Below are 17,472 nucleotides of genomic sequence, written 5' to 3'. Positions count from 1 at the left end.
GAGTCAGGCCCACCCACCCCGCAAACCCCCAGAGACCCGAGCCGAGGACCCTCATGACCTCCACTGGCAACTACATCGCCGCGATCGACCAGGGCACCACCTCCAGCCGCTGCATCATCTTCGGCGCCGACGGCCGCATCGTCGCCGTCGACCAGCAGGAGCATCGGCAGATCTTCCCCCAGCCCGGCTACGTCGAGCACGACGCCACCGAGATCTGGACCCGGGTGCAGTCGGTCGTCCGCGGTGCGCTGGAGAAGGCCGGCCTGACCAGGGACGACATCCGCGCGATCGGCATCACCAACCAGCGCGAGACCACCGTCCTGTGGGACCGCCACACCGGTGAGCCGGTGCACAACGCACTGGTGTGGCAGGACACCCGCACCGAGGGCCTCTGCCGCGAGCTGGGCCGCAACGTCGGCCAGGACCGCTTCCGCCGCGAGACCGGCCTCCCGCTGGCCAGCTACTTCGCCGGCCCGAAGATCCGCTGGCTGCTGGACAACGTCGAGGGCCTGCGCGAGCGCGCCGAGGCCGGGGACATCCTCTTCGGCACCATGGACACCTGGGTCATCTGGAACCTCACCGGCGGTGTCGACGGCGGCAAGCACGTCACGGACGTGACCAACGCCAGCCGCACCATGCTGATGAACCTGCACACCCTGCAGTGGGACGAGAAGATCGCCGAGTCGATGGGCGTGCCGATGGCCGTCCTGCCGGAGATCCGCTCCTCCGCCGAGGTGTACGGCGAGGCCGTCGGCGACCTGGCGGGCGTGCCGGTCGCCGCCGCGCTCGGTGACCAGCAGGCCGCGCTGTTCGGCCAGACCTGCTTCGACGAGGGCGAGGCGAAGTCCACCTACGGCACCGGCACCTTCCTGCTGCTCAACACCGGCGAGAAGGTCGTCAACTCCTACCACGGGCTGCTGACCACGGTCGGCTACCGGATCGGCGACCAGAAGCCGGTCTACGCCCTGGAGGGCTCGATCGCCGTCACCGGCTCGCTCGTCCAGTGGCTGCGCGACCAGCTCGGCATCATCTCCACCGCCGCCGAGATCGAGACCCTGGCCAACACGGTCGAGGACAACGGCGGCGCCTACTTCGTCCCGGCCTTCTCCGGCCTGTTCGCCCCGTACTGGCGCTCCGACGCCCGCGGCGTGATCGCCGGCCTCACCCGGTACGTCACCAAGGGCCACCTCGCCCGGGCCGTCCTGGAGGCCACCGCCTGGCAGACCCGCGAGGTCGTCGACGCCATGCAGAAGGACTCCGGGGTCGAGCTCACCGCCCTCAAGGTCGACGGCGGCATGACCAGCAACAACCTGCTCATGCAGAACATCGCCGACGTCCTGGACGCCCCGGTCGAGCGCCCGTACGTGGCCGAGACCACCGCCCTCGGCGCCGCCTACGCGGCCGGTCTCGCGGTCGGCTTCTGGCCCGACCTGGACACCCTGCGGGCCAACTGGCACCGCGCCGCCGAGTGGACCCCGCGGATGGACGAGGCCACCCGGGAGCGCGAGTACAAGAAGTGGCTCAAGGCCGTCGAGCGCACCATGGGCTGGGTGGAGGAGGAAGAGACCGACTGACCGCGACGCCGGCCGGGGCACCTGCCCCGGCCGGCCCGTCCCGTTCCACCGGCCCGCCGCACCGGGCCGACCGGCCTCGCCGCAGGGGCCGTACGCACACCGAGAGGAGTAACGGCGCCGCCCGACCCGCGCGCCGTACACACACCATGGCAACCATCCCGACCCTGGGCGCCGAGCTGACCGCCGGCCGCACCGCCACCCGCGCCGAGACCCGCGAGCTGCTCGGCAAGGCCACCTACGACCTGCTGGTGATCGGGGGCGGCATCCTCGGCACCGCCGTCGCCTGGACCGCGTCCCAGGCCGGCCTGAAGGTCGCCATGGTCGACGCCGGCGACTTCGCCGGCGCCACCTCCAGCGCCTCCTCGAAGCTGGTCCACGGCGGTCTGCGCTACCTGCAGACCGGCGCGGTCAAGCTGGTCGCCGAGAACCACAAGGAGCGCCGCGCGCTCTCCACCGACGTCGCCCCGCACCTGGTCAACCCGCTGACCTTCTTCGTGCCGGTCTACAAGGGCGGCCCGCACAGCGCGCCCAAGCTGGGCGCCGGCGTGTTCCTGTACTCGGCGCTCTCCGCCTTCCGCGACGGCATGGGCCGGGTCTCCACCGCCGCGCACGCCGCCCAGCAGGTGCCCGCGCTGCGCACCGAGGGCCTGCGCTCGGTGGCCGTCTACGGCGACCACCAGATGAACGACTCGCGCGTCGCCGTGATGACGGTGCGCGCCGCCGTCGAGGCCGGTGCGGTCGTGCTCAACCACGCCGAGGTCACCGGCCTGCGCTTCACCGGCGGCCGGGTCACCGGCGCCGAGCTGAAGGACCGCATGGACGGCACCGAGTTCGGCGTCGACGCGCGCCTGGTGCTGAACGCCACCGGCCCGTGGGTGGACCACCTGCGCCGGATGGAGGACGCCGGCGCCGCGCCGTCGATCCGGCTGTCCAAGGGCGCCCACGTGGTGGTCAAGCGCCGCTCGCCGTGGCGCGCCGCGCTGACCATCCCGATCGACAAGTACCGCGTCTCCTTCGCCATCCCGTGGGAGGACCACGTCCTGCTCGGCACCACCGACGAGGAGTACACCGGCGACCCCAAGGACGTCCGGGCCACCGAGGCGGACGTCGACCAGATCCTCGGCGAGGCCGGGCACGCGATCCGCGACGAGCACCTCGACCGCGACCTGATCACCTACACCTTCGCCGGCCTGCGGGTGCTGCCCGGCGGCCCGGGCGACACCGCCGCCGCCAAGCGCGAGACGGTCGTCACCGAGGGCAAGGGCGGCATGCTGTCGGTCGCCGGCGGCAAGTGGACCACCTACCGCCACATCGGGCGCACCGTGCTGGAGAAGCTGGCCCACGTGCCCGGCACCTCGCTCGGCGAGGACATCTCCCCGATCGCCCCGACCGTCCCGCTGCCGGGCGTCGGCGCGCCGAACGCGGTGGCGCACCGCCTGCTGATCGACCGCGAGCCGGGCTCGCGGATGGAGCCGCTGGTCGCCAAGCACCTGGCCGGCCACTACGGCACGCTGTCCTTCGACATCGCCCGGATGATCGACGAGAACCCGGAGCTCGGCCGGCCGATCCACGAGGACGGCCCGGACGTCTGGGCGCAGGTCGCCTACGCGGCCGACCACGAGTGGGCGTACACCGCGGACGACGTGCTGCGCCGCCGCACCACGATGACCGTGCGCGGCCTGGACACCCCGGAGGTCCGGGCCGAGGTCGAGGCCTTCCTCGCCGAGCGCGGAACCAAGTAGGCGCGCACACCGGTACGCGGCGGGCGGGCACCCCAGGGCTGGGGGTGCCCGCCCGTCGGCGTGTGCGCCCGGGGGCGTGTGCGCCCGCCCGCGTGCCCGCCCGGGGGCGTGCGCGCCCGTGCGTGCCTGCCCGGGGGGCGTGTCCGGTGGATCGGCCGGCCCCGGGCCGTGAGGGCACCCGGGACGACGACCGCCCGGGGCCGGCCGGCGACGGGTCCGGCCGGCCGGACCGCGCCCCGGGAACGACGAACGGGCGGGCGCTCCCCGAGGGAGCGCCCGCCCATTCCGCGTGCCGCGGGAGCTAGATCACCAGGCTGAGCGGCATGATCAGGGCGATCGCGACCACCGAGATCACCGTCTCCATCACCGACCAGGACTTGAGCGTCTGGCCGACGCTCATCCCGAAGTACTCCTTCACCAGCCAGAAGCCGGCGTCGTTGACGTGCGACAGGAACAGCGAGCCGGCGCCGATGGCCAGCACCAGCAGGGCCGCGTGGGTGGAGGACATGTCCGCCGCCAGCGGGCCGACGATGCCGGCCGCGGTGATGGTGGCGACCGTCGCCGAGCCGGTGGCGAGCCGGATCAGCACCGCGATCAGCCAGCCGAGCAGCAGCGCCGAGATGTGCCACTTGGACGACCACTCGCTGACCGCGTTGCCGACGCCCACGTCGATCAGGGTCTGCTTGAAGCCGCCGCCCGCGCCGACGATGAAGACGATGCCGGCGATCGGGGCGAGCGACTTGCCGACGGTGTCGGAGATCCGGGCCTTGTCGAACCCGGCGGCCCGGCCCAGGGTGATCATGCCGAGCAGGGTCGCGGCGAGCAGGGCGATCAGCGGGGAGCCGATGAAGTCGAAGACCCGCTGCGGCATCGCCTTGGGGTCGTCGATCACGACGTCCGCCAGTGCCTTGCCGAGCATCAGGATGACCGGCAGCAGGATGGTCACCAGCACGGCGCCGAAGGACGGGGTGTGCTCGCGCTCGGCCGTCTCCACCGGGGTGGCCGGCTTCGGGACCTCCAGCGGGCCGACCCAGCGCTCGGCGAAGCGGGCGAACACCGGACCGGCGACGATCAGCGTCGGGACGGCGATCAGCAGGCCGAGCGCCAGGGTGATGCCGAGGTCCGCCTTGAGGGCGTCGACGGCGACCAGCGGACCGGGGTGCGGGGGCACCAGGCCGTGCAGCACGGACAGGCCCGCCAGCGCCGGGATGCCGACGCGCATCAGCGGGACGTTGCCGCGGCGGGCGACCAGCAGCACGATCGGGATCAGCAGCACCACGCCGACCTCGAAGAACAGCGGCAGGCCGAGCACGGCGGCGATCAGCGCCATCGCCCAGGGCAGCGCCCGCGGGCCGGAGCGGGACAGCACGGTGTCCGCGATGATGTTGGCGCCGCCCGAGTCGGCGAGCAGCTTGCCGAGCATCGCGCCGAGGCCGATCAGCAGGCCGACGCCCGCGACGGTGGAGCCGAAGCCGGTGGAGAAGCTGGCGAGCAGCTTGTCGAACGGCGCGCCCGCGACGGCGGCCAGCAGGCCCGAGCCGAGGGTCAGGGCGAGGAACGGGTGCAGCTTGAGCTTGGTGATCAGCAGCACGATGGCGCCGATGCTGAGCAGCACCGCGATCAGCAGCTGGGTGTCGCTGCCGGTGTGCGGGAGGGCCGGTGGGGCGGCCGCGAGCACGGTGAGGGTGGGGGACGGGGTCACGCGAGGTCTCCATTGACGGGCCGCAGCAGGGCTACGGCCTTCTCGACGAGTTCTTCGGGGGTCGGCCCGACGTCCAGCACGGCGCCGCGCTCCTCCGGACCGAGGGGTTCCAGGGCGGCGTACTGGGAGCCGAGCAGCGACGGCGGCATGAAGTGGCCGCTGCGGTGGGCGAGCCGGTCCTCGACCAGCTCGGTCCGGCCGCTGAGGTGCAGGAACCAGGCGTCCGGGCAGGCCTCGCGCAGCAGGTCGCGGTAGCCGTGCTTGAGCGCCGAGCAGGTGACCACGCCTCCGCTGCCGGCCTCGGTGCGCTCCTTCAGCCAGGCGCCGATGGCGCGCAGCCAGGGCTCGCGGTCGCGGTCGTCCAGCGGGACGCCGGCCGACATCTTCGCGATGTTGGCCGGCGGGTGGAAGTCGTCCGCCTCCGCGAAGGGGAGTCCGAGCCGGTCGGCCAGCAGGCGGGCCAGGGTGGTCTTGCCGACACCCGAGACGCCCATCACCACGATGGTGAGGGGCGGGTGGGGGGTGTCGTGGTTCTCGACGCTGAGAGCCATGGGTGGTGCTCCTTCGTTGCCTGGCGCCACTATCGCCTCAAAGATATGACGTATTCAAGGGTCGGAAACCAAATCGTCATACTTTTATTCCGATCGCTCGGGGTCGGGACGGACCCCCGGATACCCGGCGGATCCGGACGCAACCGGGGGCGGCCGGGGTGGCGGCACCGGGCGGACCGGCGAGGTCTAGGCTGGCGGGATGGAGATCCAGGGGCTGCCCGGCCGACTGCTCGCGGAACTGGGGCCGGCCATCGCGTCCGGGGAGGTCCCCGAGGGCACGGTGCTGCGCGCCGAGGAGCTGGAGGAGCGGTTCGGGGTCTCCCGGACGGTGGTCCGCGAGGCGGTCCGGATCCTGGAGGGGATGCGCCTGGTGGCCTCCCGCCGCCGGGTCGGCATCACCGTGCAGCCCAGGGCCGACTGGGACGTCTTCGACCCGATGGTGATCCGCTGGCGCTTGGCCGGCGCCGACCGGCCCGCCCAGCTGCGCTCGCTCGGCTCGCTGCGGGTCGCCGTGGAACCGGCCGCCGCCGCGCTCGCGGCCCGGCACGCCACCGACGACGAGCGGCGCCGGCTCAGCGCGCTGGCGGTCGAGTTGACGATGACCGCGCGCGCCGCCGACCTGGACACCTTCCTGCGGCACGACATCGAGTTCCACGCCACCGTGCTGCGGGCCTCGCGCAACGAGATGTTCGCCCACCTCCGGGAGACCGTCGGCGCGGTGCTGACCGGCCGGACCGAGTACCATCTGATGCCCCATCAGCCGGAGCCGTACGCGATCCGGCTGCACCGCGAGGTCGCCGAGGCGGTCTGCGCGGGGGACCCGGAGCGGGCCGAGCAGGCGATGCGGACCATCGTCGAGGGCGCCCTGGCCGAGCTGGACGAGCAACTCGGCTGACGGCGCTCGGAATTCGCCGGGACGTTCGACACGGTCCGGGCCGGATCACACGATTTGGTGTCGGTTCGGGGGATTCGCGCGCATAGTCCGGGTACGAGGGGGCAGAGTGGAGCGCGGGGGCGTAGACTCGGCGCCCGCCCCGCCCGTGTCCGCCACCCGTCCGCGCCTGGGGGTCGCCCGATGCCAACCGCCCGCCGTCGCCGCCGTCTTCCCGACGAGGTCCGCAGGGCCGTCGTCCGCGCGGTGCTCTGCCTCGCCTTCACCATGGTGGGCATCGTGGTGGCGACGCTGTCCTCGTACGCCGACAGCTGGCTGATGACGCCGGCCCTGATGGCGATGGGGGTGGGGGTGTTCGGAACGATGTGGTGCCTGCTGGAGATCCTGATCTCCCGCCAGGTCGCCGCGCAGCGGATGCGCGCGCCCAACTCGGCCTCGCCGATGGCGGGCAGCCGCGTGCCGACGGCCCGCCCGCCGCAGTACCCGCCGCGGCCCCAGCAGCCGCGCCCGCCCCACCAGCAGCAGTACCCGCCGCGCCCCCGCCCGCCGCAGCAGCCCTACCAGCCGCCGGCCGGGCCGCCCTACCCCGGCGGCCCGGCGCCGCGTCAGGCGGGGCTCACCACGCGGTAGTGGGTGGTGAGCCGGCCGTCGTCGCCCAGCAGGTGGAAGGCGATCAGCGGCGGCTGCTCGAAGGTGATCTCCGGCGTGCCCTCGAACGGCAGCGTGACCGTGGAGACCACGCCCGGCGCCACCAGCAGCGGCCGCCCCGCGAAACCGGTGGCCGCCCCGGTGTGCGCGTGGCCGCAGAGCAGCGCCCGCACCCGCGGATGGCGGTCCAGCACCTCGGCCAGCCGGTCCTCGCCGAACTGCCGGATCGGGTCCACGTACGGCAGGTGCAGGATCACCGGCGGGTGGTGGAAGGCCACCACCGCCGGGCGGTCCGCCGGGCCTTCGGCGAGCGTGCGGTCCAGCCAGCCGAGGGTCTCCTCGTCCAGCAGGCCGTCGTGCCGGCCGGGGATCGAGGAGTCCAGCATCAGCACGTCCGCGCCGGGCAGCGTGTGCAGCCGGTTGACCGGCCCGCCGGACGGCGCCTCGCCGAGCAGCACCTCCCGGTACGGCTCGCGCACGTCGTGGTTGCCGGGGCAGAGCAGCACCGGGTGCCGGGAGGCCAGCACCTTGGCGACCTCCCGGTACTCGGCGGGCAGCCCGTGGTCGGCGAGGTCCCCGGTGACCAGCACCGCGTCCAGCGGGCCGGGCAGGGCGTCGAGGTACGCCACCACCTGCTCGGCCCGCCGCCGGGCGCGCTCCCCCGCGTCACCGTGGTGGTCCTGGCCCAGGTGGATGTCACTGAAGTGAGCGATCGTCAGCATGGACCCCACGCTACGGCGGTCACTGCGGGGCCGGAACCTCCGCCGGGCGCTTGAACATCCGGGTGGCGGTGATCTCGCCGTGGACGGCCGGGCCGTCCGGGTCCTGCGGGGCGGGCAGGCCCGGCCGCAGGTGCTCCTCCACCGAGATGTACTTGAGGCCGGCCCGCAGGTCGGCGTCGTTGCGCAGCCGGATGACCAGCGGGAACTCGGCGAGCGCGGTGGTGTCGAACAGGCCGGTGGTGTAGATCAGCTGGACACCGAGGGCGTCCGCCACCGCGCGCTGGAGCTCCAGCAGGTAGGTGGCGTTGGCGCGGCCGATCGGGTTGTCCAGGAACAGCGTGCCCGCGTGCCGCAGCTGGGACTGGCCCCGGTCGTTGGCGCGCAGCGCGGCCATCGTGCAGTAGAGCGCGATGGCCGCGGTCAGCAGCTGGCCGCCGGAGAACACGTCGGACATCTGCCCGACGCTCACCCGCTCGGCGCGCAGCACCGCGTCCGGCTTGAGGATCTCGACCGTCACGCCCTTCGGACCGATCGCGGCGGCGACCCCGCGCAGCAGCAGCGACATGCCGTCGCGGCGCAGGTCGCTGTTCTTGCGGACGGCGGCGCGGGTGGCCTCGTCGATGACCTCGCCGAGGCGCTCGACCAGGCTCGCGTGGTCCGGGTCCTCGAAGCGGATCCGCAGGAACTCCTGGCCCGACCACTCCCCCAGGCCCTCGGGCAGCCGGGAGAGCCGCTGCGCCGCGCGCAGGGTGGTCAGCGAGGACTCGACCAGTCCGCGCAGCCGGTCGACGATCGAGCCGCGGTTGCGCTCCAGCTGGGCGAGTTCGTCGGTGAGCACCCGCAGCCGGGGCGCGAAGGCGGCGGCCCAGTTGGCGGCGTGGTCGGGCAGCGCGGAGGCGGGCAGCTCGCGGATCTGCTGGCGGGCCGGGGTGCGGACGGCCTCGTAGCGGGCCGCGTTGGCGTGCCGGACCAGCGCGTCCGAGGCGTCCCGGACGGCGAGTTCGGCGGAGGACAGCTCGCCGGCGGCGGTGCGCAGGGCGCGGCGGGCCTCGGCGGCGGCGGTGCGGGCGTCGGCCAGCGAGCCGAGGTACGGCTCGGCCGGGGCCTCGGTGTCGTCCTGCTGCTCGCGCAGGCCGTCGCGCAGCTGGCCGGCGTGCTCGTCGAAGTCGGCGGCGGCGGCCTGGGCGGTGTCGAAGGTGCGCTGGAGGTCGGCGTGCGCGGTACGGGCGGCGTCGACGGCCTCGCGGCGCTCGGCGAGCCGGCTGGTGGCGCTGCGCAGCAGGGTCTGCGCGTGCTCGGGGTCGGTGGGGACGAGCTCCTCGGGCAGCTCGGTGTGCGCCTCGCCGTCGGCGGGGGCGGAGCGTTCGGCCTCGCCGCGCAGCCGGCCGAGCTGCTCGCTGGCGGCCGCGGCGCGGGCCTCGATGGTGGCGACGAGTTCCTCGGCGCGGGCGGCGGCGGCCTGGCGGGCCGGGCCGTCGGCGCCGTCGGGGCTGTTGAGCAGTTCCTCGGCGCGGGTGCGGACCTTGTTGGTGAGGCGGTCGAGTTCGGCCGCGGCGGCGGCCTCGTCGCCCTCGGCGCGGGCCTGTTCGGCGCGCAGGTCGGCGCCGACGCCGACCTTCTCGTAGAGCTGGGAGGCGGAGCGGTAGGCCTCGCGCAGGGCGGGCAGCGCCGCGGGGGCGGCCTCGGCGGGCTCGTCGGACTGCTCGGCGGCGGAGATCTCGGCGCGCTCGGCGCGCAGGGTGCGGGCGGTCCGGCGGGCGTCGTCGGCGGCGCGCTGGGCGGCGCGGCGGTCCTCGTCGCAGGTCCGGGCGCGTTCGGCGCAGACGGCCTGGCGGCGGTCGCACTCGGCGGCGTCCTCGGCGAGTTCGCGCTGGCGCCGGCTCCAGTTGGCCCGCTCGCGCAGCCGGAAGGCGAGGCCGGAGAGGGCGTCGGCGCGGCGGCGGGCGCGCTGGGCGACCTCCCGGTGCTCCTCGTGGGCCGAGGCGGCGGCGGCGTGGTCGGTCTCGGCCTCGTCGTGCTCGGCGCGCAGGGTGGCCAGGGCGGCGGCGGCCTGCTCGGCGTGCTCGCGGGCGGCCTCGGCGGCGCCGGCGAGTTCGGCGAGGGTGCCGGGCGGGCAGCTGGCGTGCCAGGAGGCGAGGCGGGCGGCGAGCGCGCGGTCGCCGCCGAGGCGGGCGGCGAGTTCGCGGATGTGCTCCTCGCGGGCGGTGGCGCGGGCGCGCAGTTCGCGGCGCTCGTCGTCGGCGGCGGACTCGTCGTGCATGGCCGGGTTCGGCGGCACCAGGAAGAACGCGGGTTCGTCGGTGATCGGGGCGATCAGCGAGGCGGCGGCGCCGACGGCGACGGTGGAGCGGGGCAGCAGGGCGGCGGCGCGCAGCGCCTCGCGGGCCCGGTCGAGGGACTGCGGGTCGGTGACGACGACGCCGTCGACGAGTTCGGGGCGGGCGGCGAGGATCGCCTCGTGGTCGGCCGGGTCGACGGACTGGGCGAGGTAGCGCCAGCCGGGCAGCGCGGGGATGCCGTGCTCGGCGAGGTACTCGACGGTGGCGAGGACGTCCGGGCCGGGCGGCAGCAGGCCGCCGTCGCCGAGCGCGGCCAGGATCCGGGAGTCGTCGGCGGCGGCGGTGCGCAGGTCGAACAGGGTGCGTTCGGCGGTGGCGATGGCCTCGTCGAGGAGTTCGCGCAGGTACTCGGCGTTGCGGTCGAGGACGGCGGGGGTGAGGAAGCCGGCGTCCTCCTCGGCGCCCGGTCCGTCCTCGCTCCAGTCGGGGGGCGCGGGGGTGAGCGAGAGCAGGTCGGCGAGCCGGGTCTCGGTGGCGAGCAGCGCGGCGGTGCGCTGCTCGGTGGCGAGCGCCCGGGCGGCGGACTTGCGGGCGTCGGTGGCGCGGGCGGCGGCGAGTTCGGCGCGGCCGGTGGCGGCGGCGGCCTCGCGCAGCCGGGCGGCGGCGGCCTCGGCGGCGGTGCGGGCCTGGCCCAGGGCGGCCGCGGCGGCCTTCTCGACGTCGGCGGCGTGCAGGGCGGCGCGGGCCGGGTCGACGTCGCCGTCGGTGTCGATGAAGCCGGCCTCGACGGCGGCGGCGGTCTCCTGCTCGACCTCGGCGAGGCGCTGGCGCAGGTGCTCGGCCTCGCTGCGGGCCTTCTGGCCGGCGGTGGCGGCCTCGGTGGCGTCGCTCTGGGCCTTGGAGCCGTCGGCCTGGAGTTCGGCGGCGCGCTGCTCCTCGGTGTCGGCGCGGTCCTCGGCGGCCGCGGCGGCGCCCTCCAGGGCGCGGGCGAGGGCGGTGGCGGCGCGGGCGCGGGCGGCGAGCGCGGGGGCGGCATCCAGCTCGGCCTCGCGGATCGCGGCGGCGACCCGGCTCACCCGGTCGGCGGCGGCGCGGTGGCGCAGCACGGCCTCGGCGGCCTGCCAGGCGGAGTGCAGGGTGCGGGCGTCGGTGAGTTCGCGGCGCAGGGCGGCGGCCTCGGTGGTGGCGGCGGCCAGGGCCAGCGAGGCGTGCCGGTGGGTGAGTTCGGCGGCGATCAGGGTGTGGCGGGTGCGGTCGGTCTCGGCGGCGGTGACGGCGCTCGCGGCGGCGGCGACCTCGACGGCGAGGTCCTCGGCGCGGTCGCGTTCGGCGGCGGCGCGGGAGGCGAGGGCGTGGGCGAGCCGGCGGGTGCGGCGTTCGGCGGTGCGGTGGGCCTCGCGGACGGTCTCGCGGGCGGTCGTGGCCTCGGCGATCCGTTCCAGGAGTTCCAGGGAGCCGGCGGTGAAGTCGCGTTCGGCGGTGAGTTCGGAGCGCAGGCCGAGCTTCGCGGCGAAGCCGTGGACGAGGTCGGCGAGGCCGTCGGTGTCCCGGGTGTCGGTGACGGCGCGCAGCAGCAGGTCGGTGAAGTCCTTGTCCTGCTTGACCGCGAAGAGGCCGGCCGCCTCGCCCTCGTCGGCGTTCATCTCGCGCTGGTAGCGGAAGAGTTCGGGGTCGAGGCCGAGCTCGCCGAGGTGTTCGGTCCAGCGGTCGTGGCCGTCCTCGAAGACCAGGTCGAGGTGCGGGTGGGCCTTGCCGGCCTCGGTGAGGGCGTCGCGGAAGCCCTTCATGGTGCGGCGGCGGCCGCGGGCCTTCTGGTCGCCGGCCAGGCTGACCCGTTCGGCGACCGGCAGGGAGTCGAGGGTGAGGCCGGGGCCGGGGCGGAAGGAGTACCAGGTCTCGGCGAACTTGCGCGGGTCGGAGGAGACCTGACGGCCGCGCCACTCGCTGACCTTGCCGACCACGATCAGCTCACCGGTGACGGTGTGCTGCCACTCCAGGGCGACGTGGCCGCAGTCGTCGGCGAGCAGGAACTTGCGCAGCACGCCGGAGCTGGCGCCGCCGAGGGTGTTGCGGTGGCCGGGGAGCATGACCGAGAAGATCAGCTTGAGCAGGACGGACTTGCCGCCGCCGTTCTCCAGGAAGAGCACGCCGGCCGGGGCGGGGCGGCGGACCGGGCCGTCGCCCTCCTCGCCGAACAGGCCGATCTGCTGGGGCACCGGATCGGCGACGGGCTCGCCGACGCCGCGCAGGTCGAGCACCGTGTCGGCGTAGCGGGCGCCGGCCGGTCCGATCGAGTACAGGCGGACCCGGTTGAGCTCGTACATGTGCGGCGGTTCTCCAGGAGGCGGGTGGGTCGGAGGGGTGCGGGGGTGCCGGCGGGGCGCGGGGGCGCCGGCGGACGCGGTCCGGTCAGAGGGAGTGGAACGGCAGGCCGGCGTCGGCGACCAGGTCGTCCCCGGTGTCCGGGGGCAGCAGGGAGGCCGTGCCGTCGGAGACCGGGACCACGCCGAGGTCGAGCAGTTCGGCCATGGCGGCGGTGCCGGCCAGGTCGCGGACCTGGAGCTGGTAGCGGGCGGTGGTGCGGTAGGTGCCGCCGGCGTCGTCCGAGACCTTCTGCAGGAAGCCGGAGTCGACCAGGAACAGCACCGCCTTCGCCACGATGCCGGTGGTGGAGCCGGAGAGCCGGCGGGCGTCCTTGGTGGCGCCGGTGGCGGTGCGCCGGGCCCAGACCCGCCAGGCGGCCTCCAGGCCGGGGGCGTCGCTCTGCGGGTCGGTGTTGTCGCCGTCGGCGGTGGCCTGCTCCTCCAGGCGGCGGCAGGCCTGGCGGACGAAGGAGTCGACGCCGTTGACGGTGATCCGGCCGAGGTAGCCGTCGTCGGCGAGGTCCTCGGGGCGGGGGAAGGCCATCGCGGCGACGGCCAGGTGGGCGAGGCCGTGCAGGAAGCGGTCGGTGGACTCGGAGGCGGCGCGGCGCGAGTAGTCGCCCATCCGGACGGCGAAGACGGAGTCCTCGGCGGCGGCGACGGCCATGCCGGCGCGTGGGGAGACCTCCAGGACGACCAGGCCCATGCCGGTGGCGACGGCGTCGGCGAGGCGGGCGAAGGGCGGGTCCTCGCGGTGGCGGCGGACCAGTTCGGCGTACTCGGCGTCGCGGGCGGGGAGCAGCTTGGCCTGGAGGCCGAAGGAGACCAGCCGGGCGGCGTCGGCGACGTCGGCCGGGGTGATCGGCGCGGGGGCGGCCGGTTCGGTCTCGGGTGCCCAGGACGTGTCGGTGTGGGTCGTCACGGGCGGTGCTCCTCGGGGGCGTTGCGGGGGGTGCGGGTGGGGGTGGTCGGGCCGGGGCGGCCGGGGGTCAGCCGGCGTCCTTGCGGTCGGCGGCCATGCCGGCGGCGTCGAGCAGGGCGCTGCCGACGATGAGGTCGGCGCCGCCGAACTCCGGGTCGCGCAGCGGGGTTCCGTCGTCGACGGCGAACAGCAGCCGTTCCTCGCCCTGCCGGTAGGCGGTGCCGACCGGCGGGCTGGCCGCGTGCACGGCCAGCAGGGCGACCAGGTACGGGAGTTCCGGGTCCTGCGTGCGGGCCTCGGCGAGCAGGCCGGAGAGCCGGCGGGGCGCGTCGGCGGGCAGGTCGAGCAGGTCGAGGGCCGCTTCCAGCTGGGCCTCGGAGAACCGGCTGTCGTCGGGGGTGGCGACGAGGTCCGGGTCGGGCAGTTCGGCGCCGAGGTGCTCGCGCTCGACCGGCGGGGTGAGCAGCAGGTCCACCAGGTCGGCGACGCGGACCGAGACGGGGGTGCGCAGGCCGGTGCCGCGGGCGAAGAACGCGCCGGTGGGGTGGACGGCCTGCGCTATCGGCAGCCGCAGCACCGGGGCGAGCAGCTGGCCGTAGAGGTCGATGCCGCTGCTCGCGCCGGGGGTGGCGAAGGCCTGCCGGTCCTGTTCGGCGCGGAACAGCGGGCCGGCCTCCAGGAGGCGGGTCTGCAGCTGGGTGTGACGGCGGATGCAGTCCTTGACGATGTCGACCAGTTCGGCGGCGCGGCGCTTGTGCTCCGGCTCCTCGGCCTCGTCGCGGGCCTTGCGGATGTTGGTGAGGATCGCGTTCTCGTGCCGGTAGCGGTCGGCGATGTGGTCGAGCGCCTCGTCGATGAGGTCCGGGATGGCCCGCATCCAGTCGACGGCCCGCACATTGCGGCGGGTGGCCTCCAGGGCGCGGCGCAGCGTCTCGGCGTACTGGACGGTGCGGTAGCGGGCCTGCTCGGCGGCGAGCTGGGCGTCGGCCAGGCGGCCGCGCCGGATCAGCACCTCCAGCTTGACCTCGGCGGCGATCTGGGCCGAGGTGACGTCGGTGTCGAGGGCGCCGACCAGGACGTTGACCGCCTCGTCGGTGGTGCGCAGGTAGACGCCGCCGTCGGGGCCCGGGACCTCCTCGATCAGTTTGAAGTCGTAGTCGCGGCGGACGTACTCGCCCTCGGCGCTGAAGGTGCCGTAGACGGCGCGGAAGCCGCGGTCGACGCTGCCGACGTTGATCAGCGACTCCAGCACCCAGCGGCCGACCCGCTGGTGCTCGGCGGCGGAGCGGCCGGGCGCCTGCGCGGCGACCCGGGGCAGCAGCCGGGCGAGCACCAGCTCGCGGTCGGCCCCGGTGTCGAAGTCCATGTTGAGGGTGACCAGGTCGATCGCGGCGAGCCCGACCTCGGCCATCGCGTAGCCGCCGTACTCGCCGGCCAGCATCACCTTGCGGCTGTCCAGGTCGTGCAGCGGGGCGGTGCAGGCCAGCGCCTTGAGCCGGCGGGCCAGGCCCTCGTCGGCGGCGGGGCCCGGCGCGGGCCGCGCGGCGGCGACGGCGGAGCCGGCGGGCGGCCGGGGGCCGTGCTCGGTGGGCTGGTCGGCGATGAGGGTCACGGGGGACAAGACTAGAGGCAGGGGCCGACATCGACCGAAACGGACCTTACGGACAGGTGGCCGGCGCCCGTTCGCGGCGGATCGAACGCGTGTACTCATGGGGCCGGGCTTCCCGGCGGCGGTGCGGGGCGGACCCGGCCGGGGGCCGGTGCGCGACGTCCGGGCGGTCCGCCGGACGGGGCTCGCCCGTCCCGGGATCGCCCCGCCCGTGCCGGGATCGCCCCGCCCGCGCCGATCCGCGGGCCGCTGCGGGGAATCCCACCCCATTGGCGGTTTGTCGACATGTCGTTCGGTGTGGCGGGCGTCGTCCCGCCGCCGGTCGGGCCGCGCGCGCCGCGGCCGCTGGTCGGGCGGGCCGGGCGCCGTCCGGACGCGACGGCCGGCCGGCGGGCGGCACGACCCGCCCTCCGCAGCCGGACGGACCAGCGGCGCGGGGCGGGCCCCGGGCCAGGCCCTACCATCTGGCTCAACAGCTGCTGGAAGGCGGACCGGCGTGGCCGATGCGGTGATCGATCTCAATGCGGACCTCGGCGAGGGGTTCGGACGCTGGACGCTGACCGACGACGAGGCCCTGCTCTCCGTCGTCACCAGCGCCAACGTCGCCTGCGGCTTCCACGCCGGGGACCCCTCCACCATGCGCCGGGTCTGCGCGCTGGCCGCCGAGCGCGGCGTCCGGATCGGCGCCCAGGTCTCCTACCGGGACCTCGCGGGCTTCGGCCGCCGGGCGATGGACGTGCCGCCCGACGAACTGGCCGACGAGATCGCGTACCAGATCGGCGCCCTGCAGGTCTTCGCCCGCGCCGCCGGCTCCCGGGTCTCCTACGTCAAGCCGCACGGCGCCCTCTACAACCGGGTCGTCGCCGACGCCGAGCAGGCGGAGGCGGTGGTCGCCGGGATCCTGCGCTCCGGCGCGGTCGGCGAGGGCCCGCTGCCGGTGCTCGGCCTGCCGTCCTCCCGGCTGCTGACGGTCGCCGCGGACGTCGGCCTGCCGGTGGTCACCGAGGCCTTCGCCGACCGCGCCTACACCTGGGCCGGCACGCTCGTGCCGCGCCGCGAACCCGACGCCGTCATCCACGACCCCGAGAAGGTCATCACCCGCGCCGTGGGCATCGCCCGCGACGGCTCGGTGGAGGCCGTCGGCGGCGAGCCGATCGCCGTCGAGGCGCGCTCGCTGTGCGTCCACGGCGACACCCCCGGCGCCGCCCAGCTCGCCTGGCGCATCCGCGGCGCGCTCGCCTCGGCCGGTGTCCGGGTGGAGGCGTTCACATGACCGGGCCGGCGGCGGTCGTCCGCCCGGTGGGCGAGCACGCGCTGCTGGTGGAGCTCGCGGACACCGCCGCGGTCACCGCCTTCTACGGCTGGCTGCGCGCACGGCAGGCGTCCGGCGACCTGCCGCCCGTCGGGGAGATCGTGCCCGCCGCCCGGACCGTCCTGCTGGACGGCGTGGCGGACGTCGACGCGCTGGCCCGGGTGCTGCGGGCGGCCCGCCCGGGCCCGGCGTCCGCCGCCTCCGGCCCGCTCGTCGAGGTGCCGACCGTCTACGACGGCGCCGACCTGCCCGAGGTCGCCCGCCTCTGGGGCGTCTCCCCCGAGGCGGCCGTCCGGATCCATGCGGAACCCGAGTACGTCGTGGCGTTCTGCGGCTTCGCACCCGGCTTCGGCTACCTCACCGGCCTGCCCGCGCGGTACGAGGTGCCGCGCCGCGCCACCCCGCGCAGCAGCGTCCCGGCGGGCTCGGTGGCCCTGGCCGGCCCCTACACCGGCGTCTACCCGCACCCCTCCCCCGGCGGCTGGCAACTCCTCGGCCGCACCGCCCTCCCCCTCTGGGACGCCACCCGCACCCCGCCCGCCCTCCTCGCCCCGGGCACCCGCGTCCGCTTCACCCCGCTCCGGGGGGACACGCCGTGACGGACGCGGCGGGCCGCCGCAGCCGCCGCCCGGCGGCCGGGCCGGCCGCGTGCACCGGCCGTCGCGCGGCGAGGACAGCCCGGCCCGACGACGCGGCGCCCGCACGGCGGCAGGACGGGACCGGCACGACGCCGCCGACGGCCGCGGCGGGAGCCCGCTGGCTGCCCGCGCGCGAGATCCTCCCGGAGGGGCGCGGCGATGGACGCGGTGATCGTGGAAGCGGCCGAGGGCGCACGTCGAACCGGCACGGCGAGCGGCCGACCGCGACGGCGGCCGTCGACCGCGCCGCACCCGCCCCGGGAACGGACGGCCGGAGGAGCGGCATGGCCCACGCCACGACGCGGACCGCCGCCCACCCCGCCCACCGACGGCCGGAGGCACCACATGCCTGACGCGATGACCGTGACCCGGTCCGGACCGCTGAGCACGGTGCAGGACCTGGGACGACACGGAGTCGCACACCTCGGAGTGCCACGCGCAGGCGCACTGGACCAACCCGCCCTGCAAGCCGGCAACCGACTCGTGGGCAACGAACCCGACACCACCACCAACGCCGC

The 17,472-nt window shown here is 75.6% G+C and carries 12 protein-coding genes and 1 pseudogene; 7 read left to right on the top strand and 6 right to left on the bottom strand.

The annotated features are described in order from the left end of the window. Nucleotides 1-53: 53 nt before the first annotated feature. Both glpK and ACFVVL_RS34440 read left to right on the top strand, forming a co-directional pair. Nucleotides 54-1,574, top strand: a complete 1,521-nt coding sequence (gene glpK / locus ACFVVL_RS34445; protein WP_380296932.1) for a glycerol kinase GlpK — start codon at nt 54-56, stop codon at nt 1,572-1,574. A 146-nt stretch (nt 1,575-1,720) separates the two neighbouring features. Next, nucleotides 1,721-3,316: a glycerol-3-phosphate dehydrogenase/oxidase gene (locus tag ACFVVL_RS34440; protein ID WP_380296934.1), complete on the top strand. Its 1,596-nt coding sequence runs from the start codon at nt 1,721-1,723 to the stop codon at nt 3,314-3,316. A 301-nt stretch (nt 3,317-3,617) separates the two neighbouring features. Here ACFVVL_RS34440 and ACFVVL_RS34435 read toward each other — a convergent pair whose 3' ends face one another. After that, nucleotides 3,618-5,018, bottom strand: coding sequence for a GntP family permease (locus tag ACFVVL_RS34435; protein ID WP_387682359.1), 1,401 nt, complete (start codon nt 5,016-5,018; stop codon nt 3,618-3,620). Beyond that, nucleotides 5,015-5,569 (bottom strand): gluconokinase, encoded by a 555-nt coding sequence (locus ACFVVL_RS34430; RefSeq protein WP_387682356.1) that lies wholly within the window; start codon nt 5,567-5,569, stop codon nt 5,015-5,017. Before ACFVVL_RS34430 ends, ACFVVL_RS34435 begins: the two co-directional genes overlap by 4 nt. 199 nt (nt 5,570-5,768) lie before the next feature. Here ACFVVL_RS34430 and ACFVVL_RS34425 point away from each other — a divergent pair, with 199 nt between their 5' ends. Together ACFVVL_RS34425 and ACFVVL_RS34420 are read left to right on the top strand one after the other, a co-directional pair. Continuing rightward, nucleotides 5,769-6,464 carry a FadR/GntR family transcriptional regulator gene (locus ACFVVL_RS34425; protein WP_380292207.1) on the top strand — a complete coding sequence of 232 codons (696 nt, stop codon included), beginning with the start codon at nt 5,769-5,771 and terminating at the stop codon, nt 6,462-6,464. A 180-nt stretch (nt 6,465-6,644) separates the two neighbouring features. Beyond that, nucleotides 6,645-7,091, top strand: coding sequence for a hypothetical protein (locus tag ACFVVL_RS34420; RefSeq protein WP_387682353.1), 447 nt, complete (start codon nt 6,645-6,647; stop codon nt 7,089-7,091). Here the strand turns inward: ACFVVL_RS34420 and ACFVVL_RS34415 are convergent. The 4 genes from ACFVVL_RS34415 to ACFVVL_RS34400 all read right to left on the bottom strand — a co-directional run bounded on the left by ACFVVL_RS34415 (nt 7,067) and on the right by ACFVVL_RS34400 (nt 14,998). After that, a complete protein-coding gene (locus ACFVVL_RS34415; RefSeq protein ID WP_387682350.1) occupies nt 7,067-7,831 on the bottom strand; it encodes a metallophosphoesterase in 765 nt (254 codons plus the stop codon). The genes ACFVVL_RS34420 and ACFVVL_RS34415 overlap by 25 nt on opposite strands. Nucleotides 7,832-7,850: 19 nt before the next feature. Further along, the gene (locus tag ACFVVL_RS34410) at nt 7,851-12,434 is read right to left on the bottom strand and encodes a hypothetical protein (RefSeq protein ID WP_387682348.1); all 4,584 of its coding nucleotides are present in this window, start codon (nt 12,432-12,434) and stop codon (nt 7,851-7,853) included. Nucleotides 12,435-12,519: 85 nt separating this feature from the next. Further along, the gene (locus tag ACFVVL_RS34405; protein ID WP_387682345.1) at nt 12,520-13,395 is read right to left on the bottom strand and encodes a hypothetical protein; all 876 of its coding nucleotides are present in this window, start codon (nt 13,393-13,395) and stop codon (nt 12,520-12,522) included. A gap of 67 nt (nt 13,396-13,462) precedes the next feature. After that, nucleotides 13,463-14,998, bottom strand: coding sequence for a hypothetical protein (locus tag ACFVVL_RS34400; protein ID WP_380292217.1), 1,536 nt, complete (start codon nt 14,996-14,998; stop codon nt 13,463-13,465). A 502-nt stretch (nt 14,999-15,500) separates the two neighbouring features. Here ACFVVL_RS34400 and ACFVVL_RS34395 point away from each other — a divergent pair. The 3 genes and pseudogenes from ACFVVL_RS34395 to ACFVVL_RS34385 all read left to right on the top strand — a co-directional run. After that, complete coding sequence (locus ACFVVL_RS34395) at nt 15,501-16,277, top strand: LamB/YcsF family protein (protein WP_380292197.1); 777 nt, start codon at nt 15,501-15,503, stop codon at nt 16,275-16,277. Beyond that, nucleotides 16,274-16,915 carry a 5-oxoprolinase subunit PxpB gene (pxpB, locus tag ACFVVL_RS34390; RefSeq protein ID WP_387682342.1) on the top strand — a complete coding sequence of 214 codons (642 nt, stop codon included), beginning with the start codon at nt 16,274-16,276 and terminating at the stop codon, nt 16,913-16,915. The genes ACFVVL_RS34395 and pxpB overlap by 4 nt, the downstream gene beginning before the upstream one ends. A 384-nt stretch (nt 16,916-17,299) precedes the next feature. After that, a pseudogene (locus ACFVVL_RS34385) lies at nt 17,300-17,472 on the top strand (allophanate hydrolase subunit 2 family protein); the annotation flags it as partial.

It is taken from the genome of Kitasatospora sp. NPDC058115 (assembly GCF_042884635.1).
Classification (GTDB): domain Bacteria; phylum Actinomycetota; class Actinomycetes; order Streptomycetales; family Streptomycetaceae; genus Kitasatospora.
The sequence above is the reverse complement of the archived record's forward strand: the minus strand, read 5'-3'. Positions and strand labels throughout refer to the sequence as shown.

What these genes read in the sequence shown, in the direction of transcription:
- glpK (WP_380296932.1), top strand. Translation starts at nt 54, where the DNA reads ATGACCTCCACTGGCAACTACATCGCCGCGATCGACCAGGGCACCACC.
- ACFVVL_RS34440 (WP_380296934.1), top strand. Translation starts at nt 1,721, where the DNA reads ATGGCAACCATCCCGACCCTGGGCGCCGAGCTGACCGCCGGCCGCACC.
- ACFVVL_RS34430 (WP_387682356.1), bottom strand. Translation starts at nt 5,569, where the DNA reads ATGGCTCTCAGCGTCGAGAACCACGACACCCCCCACCCGCCCCTCACC.
- ACFVVL_RS34425 (WP_380292207.1), top strand. Translation starts at nt 5,769, where the DNA reads ATGGAGATCCAGGGGCTGCCCGGCCGACTGCTCGCGGAACTGGGGCCG.
- ACFVVL_RS34420 (WP_387682353.1), top strand. Translation starts at nt 6,645, where the DNA reads ATGCCAACCGCCCGCCGTCGCCGCCGTCTTCCCGACGAGGTCCGCAGG.
- ACFVVL_RS34415 (WP_387682350.1), bottom strand. Translation starts at nt 7,831, where the DNA reads ATGCTGACGATCGCTCACTTCAGTGACATCCACCTGGGCCAGGACCAC.
- ACFVVL_RS34410 (WP_387682348.1), bottom strand. Translation starts at nt 12,434, where the DNA reads ATGTACGAGCTCAACCGGGTCCGCCTGTACTCGATCGGACCGGCCGGC.
- pxpB (WP_387682342.1), top strand. Translation starts at nt 16,274, where the DNA reads ATGACCGGGCCGGCGGCGGTCGTCCGCCCGGTGGGCGAGCACGCGCTG.